At 71.4% G+C, this 14,460-nt stretch carries 13 protein-coding genes; 5 read left to right on the forward strand and 8 right to left on the reverse strand.

Annotated features, from left to right (window positions below):
* Positions 1-10: 10 nt before the first annotated feature.
* On the reverse strand, positions 11-1,402 hold the full coding sequence (locus AB0J76_RS38650; RefSeq protein ID WP_352326127.1) for a sigma 54-interacting transcriptional regulator: 1,392 nt from the start codon (positions 1,400-1,402) through the stop codon (positions 11-13).
* A gap of 172 nt (positions 1,403-1,574) precedes the next feature.
* Between AB0J76_RS38650 and AB0J76_RS38655 the strand changes: the two genes are divergently transcribed.
* Together AB0J76_RS38655 and AB0J76_RS38660 are read left to right on the forward strand one after the other, a co-directional pair.
* A complete protein-coding gene (locus AB0J76_RS38655) occupies positions 1,575-2,756 on the forward strand; it encodes an FIST N-terminal domain-containing protein (protein WP_352326134.1) in 1,182 nt (393 codons plus the stop codon).
* The gene (locus tag AB0J76_RS38660) at positions 2,753-3,802 is read left to right on the forward strand and encodes an ROK family protein (protein ID WP_352326128.1); all 1,050 of its coding nucleotides are present in this window, start codon (positions 2,753-2,755) and stop codon (positions 3,800-3,802) included. The genes AB0J76_RS38655 and AB0J76_RS38660 overlap by 4 nt, the downstream gene beginning before the upstream one ends.
* A gap of 164 nt (positions 3,803-3,966) precedes the next feature.
* Here the strand turns inward: AB0J76_RS38660 and AB0J76_RS38665 are convergent, their stop codons facing one another.
* From AB0J76_RS38665 to hppD, 4 genes are all read right to left on the reverse strand, one after another.
* Positions 3,967-4,614 (reverse strand): hypothetical protein, encoded by a 648-nt coding sequence (locus AB0J76_RS38665; RefSeq protein ID WP_352326129.1) that lies wholly within the window; start codon positions 4,612-4,614, stop codon positions 3,967-3,969.
* Positions 4,611-5,156, reverse strand: a complete 546-nt coding sequence (locus AB0J76_RS38670; RefSeq protein WP_352326131.1) for an RNA polymerase sigma factor — start codon at positions 5,154-5,156, stop codon at positions 4,611-4,613. Before AB0J76_RS38670 ends, AB0J76_RS38665 begins: the two co-directional genes overlap by 4 nt.
* Positions 5,157-5,229: 73 nt before the next feature.
* Positions 5,230-6,636, reverse strand: coding sequence for a M1 family metallopeptidase (locus tag AB0J76_RS38675; RefSeq protein WP_352326132.1), 1,407 nt, complete (start codon positions 6,634-6,636; stop codon positions 5,230-5,232).
* 186 nt (positions 6,637-6,822) lie between these two features.
* Entirely contained in the window at positions 6,823-7,932 is a 1,110-nt protein-coding gene (gene hppD, locus AB0J76_RS38680) for a 4-hydroxyphenylpyruvate dioxygenase (RefSeq protein ID WP_352323249.1), read from the reverse strand.
* A 103-nt stretch (positions 7,933-8,035) separates the two neighbouring features.
* Here hppD and AB0J76_RS38685 point away from each other — a divergent pair, with 103 nt between their 5' ends.
* Positions 8,036-8,515, forward strand: coding sequence for an Lrp/AsnC family transcriptional regulator (locus tag AB0J76_RS38685; RefSeq protein WP_352323250.1), 480 nt, complete (start codon positions 8,036-8,038; stop codon positions 8,513-8,515).
* A 217-nt stretch (positions 8,516-8,732) separates the two neighbouring features.
* Entirely contained in the window at positions 8,733-10,811 is a 2,079-nt protein-coding gene (locus tag AB0J76_RS38690; protein WP_352323251.1) for a transglycosylase domain-containing protein, read from the forward strand.
* On the opposite strand, the gene AB0J76_RS38695 is transcribed toward AB0J76_RS38690, so the two are convergent.
* The gene (locus AB0J76_RS38695) at positions 10,797-12,761 is read right to left on the reverse strand and encodes a thioredoxin domain-containing protein (RefSeq protein ID WP_352323252.1); all 1,965 of its coding nucleotides are present in this window, start codon (positions 12,759-12,761) and stop codon (positions 10,797-10,799) included. The two genes, AB0J76_RS38690 and AB0J76_RS38695, sit on opposite strands and share 15 nt — an antisense overlap.
* A 95-nt stretch (positions 12,762-12,856) precedes the next feature.
* On the opposite strand from AB0J76_RS38695, the gene AB0J76_RS38700 reads away from it, so the two are divergent.
* On the forward strand, positions 12,857-14,008 hold the full coding sequence (locus AB0J76_RS38700) for a hypothetical protein (RefSeq protein WP_352323253.1): 1,152 nt from the start codon (positions 12,857-12,859) through the stop codon (positions 14,006-14,008).
* On the opposite strand, the gene AB0J76_RS38705 is transcribed toward AB0J76_RS38700, so the two are convergent.
* Both AB0J76_RS38705 and AB0J76_RS38710 read right to left on the reverse strand, forming a co-directional pair.
* Positions 13,994-14,287 (reverse strand): GNAT family N-acetyltransferase, encoded by a 294-nt coding sequence (locus AB0J76_RS38705; RefSeq protein WP_352323254.1) that lies wholly within the window; start codon positions 14,285-14,287, stop codon positions 13,994-13,996. The genes AB0J76_RS38700 and AB0J76_RS38705 overlap by 15 nt on opposite strands.
* On the reverse strand, positions 14,288-14,449 hold the full coding sequence (locus AB0J76_RS38710; protein WP_352323255.1) for a hypothetical protein: 162 nt from the start codon (positions 14,447-14,449) through the stop codon (positions 14,288-14,290).
* Positions 14,450-14,460 lie beyond the last annotated feature (11 nt).

Raw genomic sequence — 14,460 nt, forward strand, 5'->3', positions numbered from 1 at the left:
GCCCGTTTGTTCACGTCCTGTAGATCGTGACCCCGTCGAGGTCTTCCTTTGACAGCCGCCGCATCAGGTAGAGACCTTCCAGCGCGAACTCCAGGGCCGCCGCGGCGTGCCCCGGGGACTCCTCGCCGGCGCCCATGCCGAGCCTGGACATGATCTTGGCCAGGCCGCTGACCGGCCCGATCCGGTGCAGCAGCTCGGCCGCGGCCACCATGTCGCCGGACTCCACCTGGTTGCCCTCGGCGAACTTGTCGGTCACCGGGGCCAGGTCCATGCCGCCCAGCCTGTTCCTGAACGTCTCGGCCGTGGCCCGGCGCAGCAGGTGGGCCAGGATCTCGGTCTCCCTGCCCTCCTCGCTGACCTCGAACTCCACCTTGCCGCGCAGGCTGTGGACGACGCAGGCCAGGTCGCAGACGCGCGTGACGGCCTGGTCCTCGCCCTTGATCGCCGACCTGCGCACGGCGGAGGCCGCGGCGGTCTCGGCGGCGGCGATCGAGAAGCGCGCCGAGACGCCGGACCGGGCGTCGACGGCCGTGGACTCGCGGACCAGCCGGGTGAACCTGGCGATCACCTCGATCAGGTGCTCGGGCACGTCGGCCCCGATGTCGGGCACCGACTCCTGGCGGATGAGGGTGAGCTCGTCCTCGACGGTGAGCGGGTAGTGGGTGCGGATCTCGGCGCCGAAGCGGTCCTTCAGCGGCGTGATGATGCGACCCCTGTTGGTGTAGTCCTCGGGGTTGGCGCTGGCGATGAGCAGGATGTCGAGGGGCAGGCGCAGGTTGTAGCCGCGCACCTGGATGTCGCGCTCCTCCAGCACGTTGAGCAGCGAGACCTGGATGCGCTCGGCCAGGTCGGGCAGCTCGTTGACGGAGAACACGCCGCGGTTGGTGCGGGGGACCAGGCCGTAGTGGACGGTCTCGGGGTCGCCGAGGGTGCGCCCCTCTGCGATCTTGATGGGGTCGACGTCGCCGATGAGGTCGCCGACGGAGGTGTCGGGAGTGGCGAGCTTCTCGCCGTAACGCTCGTCGCGGTGCTTCCACGCCACCGGCAGCTCGTCGCCCAGCTCGCGCGCCAGGGTCTTGCAGCGCGTGCAGGCGGGTGCGTACGGATGGTCGTTGATCTCGCAGCCCTCGACCACCGGGGTCCACTCGTCGAGCAGGCCGGTGATCGTGCGGATGAGCCGCGTCTTGCCCTGCCCTCGCTCACCGAGCAGGACCAGGTCGTGCCCGGCGAGCAGCGCCCGCTCCAGGTGTGGCAGGACGGAGTCGTCGAAGCCCACTATGCCGGGGAACCGGGGCTCGCCGGCCCGCAGCCTGGCCAGCAGGTTTTCCCGGACCTCGGCCTTGACGCTGCGATGAACGTGGCCGCTCTCCCGCAACTCGCGGAGAATACGTGGCTGATGCACGGGATCGAGACTACGTCCCCCGCGAGAAATGCGGCAGAGAGTTTCGCATCTGGCGGAGATTTCGGATCTTGACCTATTGCGTGACGGTTCGTACGCGTGCTTGTCCCTTTAGTGGGGAGAATCGGGCCTAGGGAACATACACATGTCGAGGGAGGCGAGACGCGTGGCCTTGATGACAAGCCGCTTCGCCGACGGCCTCGCCGTGGGTTCCGACCTGGTGGAGGCCGCGGAGAGCGCCGTCGGTCAGGCACTGTCGAGGCTCAGCGGCCAAGCCGACCTGGTCTGCTTCTTCATCTGCGGCGAGGACCCCGAGGACGTCGCCAGAGCCGGCCAGGCCGCGATGAAGCTGGCGCCCGAGGCGCACGTGATCGGATGCAGCGCCACCGGGGTGATCGGCGACGGGCAGGGGGTCGAGCTGACGCCCGCGGTGAGCGCGTGGGCGGCCACCCTGGAGGGGGCCGGGCTCACCACGTTCGCCCTGGAGACGCTGGCGGCCGAAGACCGGTTCGTGGTCGTCGGGCTGCCCGAGCGCACCGGCGACGACCACGTGGCGATCCTGCTGGCCGACCCGTACACCTTCCCGACCGACGCGTTCGTGGAGCGTTCGGTCGACGTGCTCGGCGACCTGCCGCTGATCGGCGGCCTGGCCAACGGGCTGCAGGGCAGGGGGTCCGTACGGCTGTTCGCGGACGGCAAGATCTACACCGAGGGCGCGATCGGCGTCCTGCTCAGCGGGCCGGTCAAGATCAGTACGGTGGTCAGCCAGGGCTGCCGCCCGATCGGCCCCAGCATGGTGGTCACGGCCTCGGAGGAGAACCTGCTGCTCGAACTGGCCGGTCAGCCCGCGCTGGCCCGGCTGGAGGACATCGTCAGCGAGCTCGACGAGGACGACCGCGAACTGGTCGCCGCCGGCCTGCAGATCGGCGTGGCCATGGACGAGTACGCCGAACGCCACGAACGCGGCGACTTCCTCATCCGAGGCGTCATCGGCATCGACCCCGAACGCGAGGCCGTGGCCATCGGGGACATCGTGGAGATCGGCCGTACCGTGCGCTTCCAGGTCAGGGACGCGGCCACCGCCGACGAGGACCTGTACGACCTGCTCGACGCCCACCGCGAGGAGCTCGGCAAGGTCGACGGCGCGCTGCTGTTCTCGTGCAACGGCCGGGGCTCGGCGATGTTCGGCACCGCCGACCACGACCCGGTCGCCCTGCGCGACACGCTGGGACCGATCGGCGTCGCGGGCTTCTTCGCCGCGGGCGAGGTCGGGCCGGTCGGCGGCCACAACCACGTGCACGGGCTCACGGCCTCCGTGCTGGTCTTCTCCAGCGCCGCGGAGCCGGAGCTGTCGTGATCCTGGCGATCGACGTCGGCGGCACCAAGATGGCCGCCGGGCTGGTGGCCCCTGACGGCACCGTGATCACCTCCCGCCGCGCCGCCACCCCCCAGAACGCCGACGCCGAGACGCTGTGGCGCACCCTCACCACCCTCATCGACCCCTTGTCGGCCCGCGCCGAAGGGGTGGGCGTGGGCTGCGGCGGGCCGATGACCTGGCCCGACGGCGAGGTCTCGCCGCTCAACATCCCCGGCTGGCGCGACTTCCCGCTGCGCGCCCGGCTGGCCGGCCGGTTCCCCGGCTTACCGGTACGCCTCCACAACGACGCCATCTGCCTGGCCATCGCCGAACACTGGCAGGGCGCCGGCCGGGGCAGCGCCGACATGCTGGGCATGGTGGTCTCCACCGGCGTCGGCGGCGGCCTGATCCTGGGCGGACGCCTGGTCAACGGCGGCACGGGCAACGCCGGCCACATCGGGCACGTCGTTGTCGAACCGGACGGCGGCCCCCGCTGCGGCTGCGGCGGCCACGGCTGCCTGGAAGCGGTCGCCCGCGGCCCCGCCCTCACCACCTGGGCCCTTACCCACGGCTGGACCCCCAGCGTCGGCCCGGAGCCCTTGGCGGCGACCGAGGGTGGGGAGGCCACCGAGGGCGGGGAGGCGTCTGAGGGTGGGGAGGCGTCTGAGGGTGGGGAGGCGTCTGAGGGTGGGGAGGCGTACCGGGAGGATCGGGCGGTCACCGGGCGGGCGCTGGCGGCCGACGCGCGTGCCGGGGACCCCGTGGCGGTGCTGGCGATGCGGCGGGCCGGACGGGCGCTCGGGATCGCGATCGCCTCCGCCACCCACCTGTGCGACCTGGACCTGGTGACGATCGGCGGCGGCCTGTCGCAGGCCGGCGACCCCCTGTTCGACCCCCTGGAGGAGGCGCTGCGGGACCACGCCCGCATGGGCTTCGCCCGCCGCGTCAAGGTCGTGCCCGCCGCCCTCGGCCAGGAGGCCGGCCTGGTGGGCGCCGCCGCCCTCCTCCTGGCCGGCGGCGCCTACTGGCCCTCCACCCGCGACTGACCCCGCGACCGACTGTCGCAACGGCCCTCGCGACCGACTGTCGCGACGGCCCCCGTTGCCGATTGTCGCGACGGACCTCGCGGGAGGGGCGCCGGGCGGGCGCGAGCCGAGGGTGCGCAGGCCGCGACCCGCCCGGGTCCTGTCCGGGCCGCCCCCGCCGGAGGTCAGCCCTGCTGGGTGTGCTCGCTGAAGCCCTCGTCGTCGCCCGTGCCCGTACGGGTGCCGGAACGGTCGTCGTTCCGGTCGCCCGCCGGCGGGACGGGCATCGCGACCGGTTCGCACCGGGCCACCGCGCCCTGGACGATCTGCAACGAGGTGGACACCGGAGGCGCCTCGGGCCCGCTCCTGTCCAGGGTGACCGCCAGCACCAGGGTCTGCCCCGCCGGGACCTGCCCCTTCGCGATCCGGAAGGAGATGCCCTCCCCGCTCCTGCCGATGCTCGCCTCGAAACGCCCCTCGCCGCCCCCGTTCCGGCCGCGCGGCTCCTTGCAGGTCCGGCCGTACGGCAGGTAGTCCACCACCGCCTTGACCCCCGCCGCCGCCAGCTCGTCGGCCAGCCCGCCGGGGTCCCGGAAGGCGTTGATCTCCACGGCCACCCCGCCGTCGGCCGTGCCGGTCACCGCGTACGCGGGGCCGCCGCCGAACAGGCCGGTGGCCGTCACCGCGGCGACCACGGCGACCCCCGCAGCCGCGGCGGCGAGCCCCACGACCCTGCGCCGCGGCCGCCGGACGACCGGAGCCGTGACGGGCTGCGTCCCGGCCGCCATCTCCGCCTTGAGCGCGCCGAGCAACCGCTCCTCGAAAGTGTTCATGCCTGTCCCTCCACGTACCTGGCCGACGGCGAAGCGACGTTCTCCAGGGCGCGTCTGGCCCGGTGCAGGCGGACCCGCGCGGTCACCTGCCTGATGCCGAGGGCGGCGGCCGCCTCGGAGACGGTGAGCTGGTCGATCGCCACGAGCTCCAGCACCGCGCGTTCGCCCTCCGGCAGGCCCGCCATGGCCTCCAGGGCGCCGCGCATGCCGCGCTCGGCGTCGATCCGCTCCTCCATCCGGACGAGGTCGTCGTCGTCCATCAGCCGCCGCCCCGCGATCCGGCCGGCCGCCCGCGCTTCCCTGGCCGACCTGCGGAGCTGGGCCGACACCACGTTGCGGGCCACGCCGTACAACCACGCGGTCTGGCTGCCCCGGCCCGGCACGTAGGTGTGGGCCGAGTCGAGGGCCGCCAGGAAGACGTCGGCGGTCAGGTCGGCGGCCAGGTGGGGATCGCTCACCCGCCGGACCACGAACCGCATGACGACGTCGACATGACGGCGGTAGAAGGCCTCGAAGGCCGCCGGGTCCTCGTTGAGGCGCACTGGCCTCGCTCCCTTCGTCGTTCGCCCTTACACCTGTACTTGGACCGGGCGAAGGAAAGCGTTTCGGCGCAGGTCAGGCGAGGGTGGGGCGGCGCGGCTGGAAGAGCCACGCGTCGAAGAGCGGGTCGAGGTCCTTGCCGGACAGCCGCTCGGACAGGTCGACGAACTGCCGCGTGGTGACGTTGCCGTAGCGGTGTTCGGCGGTCCAGGTCTTGAGCAGCTTGAAGAACGTCGGGTCGCCGACCGCCTTGCGCAGGGCGTGCAGCGCCATGCCGCCGCGGGTGTAGACCGACTCGTTGAACAGGTCAGCGGGCTTGGCCCGGCCCGGCGGGTAGGACCACATCGGGTCTTTGGCGCCGCGGTTGTAGAAGTCCTTGAAGATGGTGTCGGCGGTCTTCTTGCCCCGGTGCTCCGACCACAGCCACTCCGCGTACGTCGCGAAGCCCTCGTTGAGCCACAGGTCCTTCCACCGCTTGATGGTCAGGCTGTCGCCGAACCACTGGTGGGCCAGCTCGTGGGCGATGATGCCCTCGTCGGGGTCGAAGCCGCCGTAGAGGGGCTTGGTCTGGTTCTCCAGGGCGTAGCCGGCCGAGTAGTCGTCGACGATGGCGCCGGTCGAGGAGAACGGGTAGGGGCCGAAGACCGTGCTCCAGTAGTCGGTGATCTCGCCCGAGACGTTGTAGACGCGGTCGAGGCCGGTCTTGAACTTCGGATCGACGGCCGCGTACGTCGGGATGCCGCCCGGCGAACGGCCCTGCCGCACCTCGAACTTGCCGATCGTGGCCGTGGCGAGATAGGTGGCCATCGGGTGCCGCTCGCTCCACCGGTAGGTGGTGCGCCCGCCCGCGGTGGACGGCGACGCGCTCTGCTCGCCGTTGGCCACGACGGTCAGGCCGGCGGGCACGGTGACCGTGAAGTCGAACGTGGCCTTGTCGGCCGGGTGGTCGTTGCTGGGGAACCAGGTCTTGGAGCCGTTGGGCTCGGAGGCCACGAACGCGCCGTCGGCGGTGGGGATGAACCCGTACGTGCCCAGGTTGGCGGTGTCCTTGGCGGGCGTGGGGCTGCCGGAGTAGGAGATCTCGGCGGTGAACGGCGAGCCGGCGGTCAGCCGCGCGGCGGGGGTCACGGTCAGCTCGCCGTCCTTGCGGGAGAAGCGCGCGGGCGAGCCGTCGACGCTGACCTTGGCGACGTCGAGGCCGGTGAGGTCGAGGTTGAAGCTCGACAGGTCTTGGGTGGCCTTGGCGCTGATCTTCGTCAGGCCGGTGAGCCGCTTGGTCGCCGGGGTGTAGTCGACGGTCAGCGAGTAGTGGGCGACGTCGTAGCCGCCGTTGCCGTCCTGGGGGAAGTCGGCGTCGCCGATGCCCGGCGCGCCCGTGTGGCGGCCGGCGGCCGGGCGGGGCGGCGACCCGTCGGTGGGCGCGCACGCGAGCACGCTGACCAGCGCCACCAGCACGGCCGCGCCGCGTCTCCTGATCCGCATAGGTGAACCAGCCCCCTTCAGCCCGTGACCGGAATCTTACGCTGGGTCACGCGCTCCCGACGACCCGTCACGGTGGACAGGGAACAGCCGGAGGCGCCGGCGGCTTCCCGCCGCCGGCGCCTCTTCAGCCCAGAAAGTGGTGGTGGTCCCATAAAATCCAGATCACCACCACTAAGTCGGGACAAACTAAAGGTTGCCCCTTCGTTCCTGCTCGCGCTCGATCGCCTCGAACAGGGCCTTGAAGTTGCCCTTGCCGAACCCGAGCGAGCCGTGCCGCTCGATCAGCTCGAAGAAGACCGTGGGACGGTCCTGGACGGGCTGGGTGAAGATCTGCAGCAGGTAGCCGTCCTCGTCGCGGTCGACCAGGATCTTGCGCTTCTTCAGCTCCTCGATCGGCGCCCTGACCTGCCCGATGCGCTCGCGCAGCTCGGGGTCGTCGTAGTAGGAGTCGGGCGTGTCGAGGAACTGCACGCCCGCCGCGCGCATGTGGTCGACGGTGGTGAGGATGTCGTTGGTGGCCAGGGCGATGTGCTGCACGCCGGGCCCGCCGTAGAACTCCAGGTACTCGTCGATCTGCGACTTCTTGCGGCTGATCGCCGGCTCGTTCAGCGGGAACTTGACCTTCCGCGTGCCGTCGGCCACGACCTTGGACATCAGCGCCGAGTACTCGGTCGCGATGTCGTCGCCGACGAACTCGGCCATGTTCGTGAAGCCCATCACCTTGCGGTAGAACTCCACCCACTCGTCCATCTTGCCGAGCTCGACGTTGCCGACGCAGTGGTCGACCGCCTGGAACAGGCGTCCGGTCTTCGTCGCGGGCGGCGCGACGAGCGGCTCGGCCGGCACGTAACCGGGCAGGTACGCGCCCCCGTAGTTGGACCTGTCCACGAGCGTGTGCCGGGTCTCGCCGTAGGTGGCGATGGCCGCGAGCACCACCTTGCCGTGCTCGTCCTCCAGCGTGTACGGCTCCACCAGGCCCGTGGCGCCGTGGGCGACCGCGTAGGCGTACCCGGCCTCCACGTCGGGCACCTGGATGGCCAGGTCGATCACCCCGTCGCCGTGCTCGGCGACGTGCCTGGCCATGTCCGTGCCGGGCCGGATCGAGGCCCTGAACTCGAAGGTGGCGCTGCCCGAGGTCAGGACGTAGGCGACCTCGTCGCGGCTGCCGTTCTCCGGCCCGCGGTAGGCCACCAGTCGCATGCCGAAAGCGGTCGAGTAGTAGTGGGCGGCCTGCCGGGCGTTGCCCACGGCGAACACCACGGCGTCCATGCCGTTAACCGGAAAGACATCAGTCATACCCCTAACTCTCGATTTAGCTGGACGAGTTGTGCAACAGTTACTTGAACGAGTGCACAATCTGTCCACCCATCTCGGGTCAGAGTCGGAGAACTTGTACAGCATGACGATCGACGAACTGGACGCCCGGCTGATCTCGCTGCTGACCGCCGAGCCCCGGCTGGGCGTGCTGGAGTGCTCCCGCCGCCTCGGCGTCGCCCGCGGCACCGTCCAGGCCAGGCTCGACCGGCTGGTGGCCAGGGGGGTGATCACCGGGTTCGGGCCCGACGTGTCGCCCGTGGCGCTCGGCTACGACGTGACGGCGTTCGTCACCATGGAGATCAGGCAGGTCTCCGGGCACGACCCGGTCGCCCACCGGCTGGCCCACATCCCCGAGGTGCTGGAGGTGCACACCATCACCGGCGGCGCGGACCTGCTGTGCCGGGTGGTCGCGCGGACGAATGCCGATCTGCAAAGGGTCATCGACCAAATCGTGGATGTTCAGGGGGTGCTCAGGACTTCTTCGATCATCGCACTCGACACCCCGGTTCCTTACCGAGTGCTGCCTTTGGTCGCCGATGTTCCGCGCCGCGGCGGGCGCTAGACGTACCATCGCTTAGGGACGAGGCACCGTTATCGATCGTTTACCCTTGACATTCGCCCAGCTTGCGGGGGTTGGGCGAGGGTGTCTCAGAGGGGGGTCTCGGATGCGGGGCGGTGGTGGAAAAGGCATGCGGAAACGGCGCGTACTCCGAATAGTGTTGATCTCTTTCGGCGCCGGAATCGCCGTGCTCGCCGGTCTTTTCGCCATTGCGTGGGCGATGACTCCCATTCCCGACAGCACGCAGAAATCGGCCACCGCCGAAGGCTCGGTGATCTATTACCGCGACGGCAAGACAGTCCTCGCGCGGCAGGGCGTCGACCGCAGGAACGTCGAGCTGGCCAAGGTGCCCAAGCACGTGCGCGACGCGGTCATCGCCGCCGAGAACCGCTCGTTCTACAACGACGGCGGCGTCTCGCTCAAGGGCACCGCGCGGGCCGTCTGGTCCACCGTCACCGGGCAGCAGCTCCAGGGCGGCTCCACGATCACCCAGCAGCTCGTGCGCAACTACTACAGCGGCCTCAGCCAGGAGCGCTCGGTCACCCGCAAGTTCAAAGAGATCCTCATCGCGATGAAGGTCGACCAGTCCAAGTCGAAGGACTGGGTCCTGGAGCAGTACCTCAACACGATCTACTTCGGCCGCGGCGCCAACGGCGTCCAGTCGGCCGCGCGCGCCTACTTCGGCAAGGACGTCGACAAGCTCACCGTCGCCGAGGGCGCGTACCTGGCGGCGGTCATCCAGCAGCCCAGCCGGTTCGCCGACCCCGAGGGCGCCGACCTCGACGCGGCCCGCTCCCGCTGGCAGGCCGTGATCAACGCCATGGGCCAGACGGGCGCGCTGTCGCGCCAGCAGGTCGCCGCCGAGCGTTTCCCGGTGCTGAAGGCGCCCAAGAAGCCGTTCGAGCTCAAGGGCCAGGGCCAGTACATGCTCGACCAGGTCACCGCCGAGCTCAACCGGCGCGGCTACTCCGACGAGACCATCAACAGCGGCGGCCTGAAGATCGTCACGACGTTCGACAAGAAGCTCATGACGGCGGCCGAGCAGGCGGTCAAGGACGTGCTCCCGGACTCGACGCCGAAGAAGGTGCGCACCGGGCTGGCCGCCGTCGATCCGGCCACCGGCGAGGTCGTCGCCTTCTACGGCGGCCGCCACGACCAGGTCGGCGACTACGACAACGCGTTCTCGGCCAAGCGCATGGCGGGGTCGACGTTCAAGCCGTACACGCTGGCCGCCGCGCTCGACAACGGCTTCGACCTGTCCACCAGGGTCGACGGCAACTCGCCGCTGCGCGTGGCCTCGGCCGACAAGCCCATCCCCAACGACAGCGGCCGCTCCTACGGCCAGATCAACCTGGTCAGCGCCACCCAGAACTCCGTCAACACGGCCTTCGTCGACCTCGGCCAGAAGGTCGGCCTGGACAAGGTCGCGGAGGTCGCCGAAGCCGCGGGCATCCCCAAGGAGCAGTTGCAGGGGCAGCAGGCGTACGCCACCTTCCCGCTCGGCGTGTCCTCGGTCAGCGCCGTCCAGAACGCCTCGGGCTTCTCCACCTTCGCCAACAAGGGCGTGCACATGGAGGCCCACGTGGTGAAGTCGGTCACCGACGGCAAGGGCGAGAAGAAGACGGTCAAGCCCGTCGCCACGAAGGTGGTCAGCGAGCAGGCCGCCGCCGACACCGTCTACGCGATGCAGCAGGTCGTCAAGTACGGCACCGGCACCGCCGCCCGCCTCTACGACCGCCCGGTCGCCGGCAAGACCGGCACCACCGACGACTCCAAGAACGTCTGGTTCAACGGGTTCGTCCCGCAGCTCGCCGTCGCCGTGAACATGTTCCGCAGCGACGACCAGACCGTCACCATCCCCGGCTACGGCACGCAGTTCGGCGGCCAGCTCCCGGCGCAGATCTGGCGGGCGTTCATGACCGAGGCCATGGCCGGCGAGCCGGTCGAGGAGTTCCCCGAGCCCTCCCAGTACGGCTACGAGTCCTCCTACTCGCCGCCCGACCGCGGCCGCGACGTCCGCGACCAGCAGTCGACGCCGCCCGCCGACCAGAACGACTGGGGCAATCCCGACTCGGGCCCCACCGACCAGCAGCCGTTCGGCGACCCGGCGGTCACCGAGGCGCCCACCGACGACGGCTCCGGCGACAACGGCAGGACCGGCCGCGACCGCCAGGACGAACGCCCCCAGGACGCGCCCACGGCCCCCTCCGACCAGCCTCAGGGCCCCCCGGACGAGGGCCGCGACACCCAGCGCGACACCCAGCGCGACAACCTGGGCCGGCCGTCAGGCACCGGCTAGCTCGGCCCGCAGCTCCTCCACCGTGGTGACCGGCAGCCGGCAGGCGAACCCCCTGCACACGTAGGCGGCCGGCGCGCCGTCGACGGGCCCGCGCCCCTCCAGCAGCGCGGGGAAGGGCTCGCCGCCGGCCTCGCCGTCGCCGGGCGCGACCACCAGGCCGGGCACGTCGGCCAGCAGCGCCTCCCGGTGCAGGGCGGCCGTACGCGGGTCGGCGGGGTCGCCGACGACCGCCACCTCCACCGGCCCGTCGAGCGCCGCGCGGGCCACGGCCAGCCCCCAGCCGGCGAACCTGGCGTGCCGGTCGGCCAGCACCGACACCGTGGCGAGCGCGGCCGCGGCGGCCTCCCGGTGCCTGGCCGAGCCGGTCAGCGCGCCGTAGGAGAGCAGGGCCCCCGCGGCCGCGTACTGGCCGGAGGGCGTCGCGTTGTCGGTGGGGTCCTGTGGACGCTGGAACAGCCGTTCGGCGTCGTCAGCGGTGTCGTAGAAGCCGCCTGAGCCGTCGGAGAAGCGGTCGAGGACCGTGTCGAGCAGTGTCCCGGCCAGTCGCAGCCATTTCGTCGCGCCCGTCACGCCGTAGAGGGAGATCAGGCCCTCGGCCACGTTCGCGTAGTCCTCCAGCACGCCCGCGTTGGCGCCCGCGCGCCCGTCGCGGGAGGTGCGCAGCAGCCGCCCGCCGGTCGTGTGCACGTCCGCGAGCAGCTCGGCCGCCGCCGTGGCGGCCTCGACCAGGTCGGGACGCTCGAACACCACGCCGGCCTCCGCGAGCGCCGCGACGGCCAGGCCGTTCCAGGACGCCACGACCTTGTCGTCGCGGCCCGGCCGCACCCGCAGCTCCCTGGCCGCCAGCAGCCTGCCGCGCACGCCGGCGTACCGCACCGGGTCCTCGGGGTCGCGCGGGAGCTGGAGCACCGACGTGCCGTGCTCGAACGTGCCGGTGACGTCGAACAGCCCGGCGGCCCAGCGCCCGTCGTCGTCGCCCAGGACCTCGCGCAGTTCCTCGGGCGTCCAGACGTAGAACTTGCCCTCCACGCCCTCGCTGTCGGCGTCGAGGGCCGAGGCGAAGCCGCCCTCGGGCGTGCGCAGCTCGCGCAGCATCCAGCCGGCCGTCTCCAGCGCCACCCGGCGGGCCAGGTCGCCGCCGCCCGCCTTCCACCAGTGGGTGTACACCCGCAGCAGCAGGGCGTTGTCGTAGAGCATCTTCTCGAAGTGCGGGACCACCCACTCGGCGTCGACGCTGTACCGCGCGAAACCGCCGCCGAGCTGGTCGTAGATGCCGCCGCGGGCCATGGCCGCGAGCGTCCGGCCGCTCATCTCGCGCTCGCCGGAGCGCAGCAGGAACTCCAGGACCATCGACGGCGGGAACTTCGGCGCGCCGCCGAACCCGCCGTTGACCGGGTCGAACGACTCCCGCAGGTTGGCGACGGCCCGCTCCAGCGTCTCCGCCTCCGGCGTGCCGCCGCGCGGGAACGCGGTGTTCTGGTTGAGCGCCTCGACCACCTTGGCGCCCTGCGCCAGCACCGACTCCCGGTCGCCGGTCCACACCCGGTGGATCTCGGCCAGCAGGCGCCGGAAGTGGGGCCGCGGGAAGTACGTGCCGCAGTAGAACGGATGGCCGTCGGGCGTGGCGAACACCGTCATCGGCCAGCCGCCCTGCTGGGTCATGGCCTGGGTGGCGGTCATGTAGACGGCGTCGACGTCGGGCCGCTCCTCGCGGTCGACCTTGACGTTGACGAAGTGCTCGTTCATGAGGGCGGCCGTGTCGGCGTCCTCGAAGCTCTCGTGGGCCATCACGTGGCACCAGTGGCACGCCGAGTAGCCCACGCTGATCAGCAGCGGCACGTCCCGGCGCCGGGCCTCGGCGAACGCCTCCTCGCCCCACGGGTGCCAGTCGACGGGATTGCCCGCGTGCTGCAGCAGGTAAGGGCTCGTGGCGTCGTTCAACCGGTTCATCAGGACCTCCCCCGCTCACCCTAAACCGCGCCGCCGGGGCCGGCCCGCCACCCCCACGGCTGACTCGGGCAGGTCGGACGGCGTAGGTTACGGGCGTGGACATCGACTACGTCTGCGCCCACGCCGGCCGCCCGCCCGCCGCCGTCACGCGCAGGGACGTCGCCCGCGCGCTGCTGGCCGTGCCCTCGGGCGTGGCGCTGGTGGCGCTGCCCGATCTGCGGCGGGCCATGGTGGCGGCGGGCAACCCGCTCTCGCAGCCGTTCTGGGACTCCGCCAAGGCCACGCTCAGCTCCATCGAGGCCGGGGTGGCCACCGTCGGCGACGTGCAGCGCTGGGTCGAGTCCACCGGCACCGAGCCGATCCTCATGACGCCCAGCTACTTCGTCTGGCCCGAGGAGGACGAGCGCGGCCCGGTCGCGGCCGAGATGTTCGGGCGCATGGTCTCCTTCCTGGAGGAGCGCGTCGCCTCCGGCGAGATCGACCCGGACGCGCTGGCCCAGGGCGACCACGCCGCCCGCCGGGCGTACGAGGAGCTCCAGGAGCACTGGCTGGCCACGCCGCTGCCCGACGGCCGGGTGCCCGGCTTCGCGGTCAGCGACGAGCAGGACGAGGAGCTGTTCGCCGCCCTCGACGAGGAGGAGGCGTTCGCGCTGTCGGAGCTGCGCCGCATCGTCGGCGAGCTGCCCAAGGCGCCCGAGCTGCCCCTGGTCGAGCTGGAGCTGGCCGCCGCGCGCCTGCGCGTGCTGCTGGACCTGCCCGGCTACCCCGCGAACGTGCTGCGCGCCTGCGCCGGGTTCGAGGACCGGCCGATGCCGGACGACGACCGTGAGTTGTGGCTGGCGGTGGCGGCGGGCGTGGCCGGGCCGATCTCCGACCTGCCGGAGGCCGACGACGTGCCGGAGGAGTTCGCCGACCTGGAGGGGGAGCTCGGCCACGAGGACACCGCCCTGGCCAACCTGTGCGCGATCCAGCACGCCGACTGGCTGGCCGCGGTGGCGGCGCTGGCCCGCATGGGCCCCGGGGTGCTGGCCTCGCCGGAACGCCTGGCCAGGCTCATCGCCGAGTCCGACGACATCGAGTCGGGCGAGCAGGACGACGACAACCTCGACGCCACTGAGGGCCTGTTCGCCTCGGTGGTCAGCCTGTGGACCTACCTGGGCATCGTGGACGCCGACGAGGTGCTGACCCCGCTCGGCTGGTGGGGCCTGCCCAAGGCCCTGGAACGCGCCTGGTCACCCCGCGACTGACGGGTCGCTGTACTCCTTGAACTCGGGGTGACGCTCGATGTAGCGGGCCACGTACGGGCACAGCGGCACGATGCGCAGCCCGGTGTCGACGCTCGTGCGCAGCGCGTACTCCACCAGCCTGCTCGCCAGGCCCTGGCCCTCGTAGGCGGGCAGCACCTCGGTGTGCGTGAAGACGACTTTCGTGGGCAGCAGTCGATAGTCGGCGAACCCGGCGACCTTGCCGTCGACGAGGACCTCGAAGCGGCACTCCGTCGAGTTGTCGACTACTTCGATCGGCATCTATTCGGCTTTCTTGTCCGTGTCGCCCTCGTGCGGAACCTGGATCTTCGACATCTGCTTGTTCATCGACTTGATGAGGATGTAGAGGGCCAGCCCGATGAGGGCGACGACGGTGAAGCCGAGCAGACCCGGACTGACATCACCAGCTGCGAGAACTGTCACACCTTCAGTCT

The sequence above is a fragment of the Nonomuraea sp. NPDC049624 genome (assembly GCF_040675255.1).
GTDB lineage: Bacteria > Actinomycetota > Actinomycetes > Streptosporangiales > Streptosporangiaceae > Nonomuraea.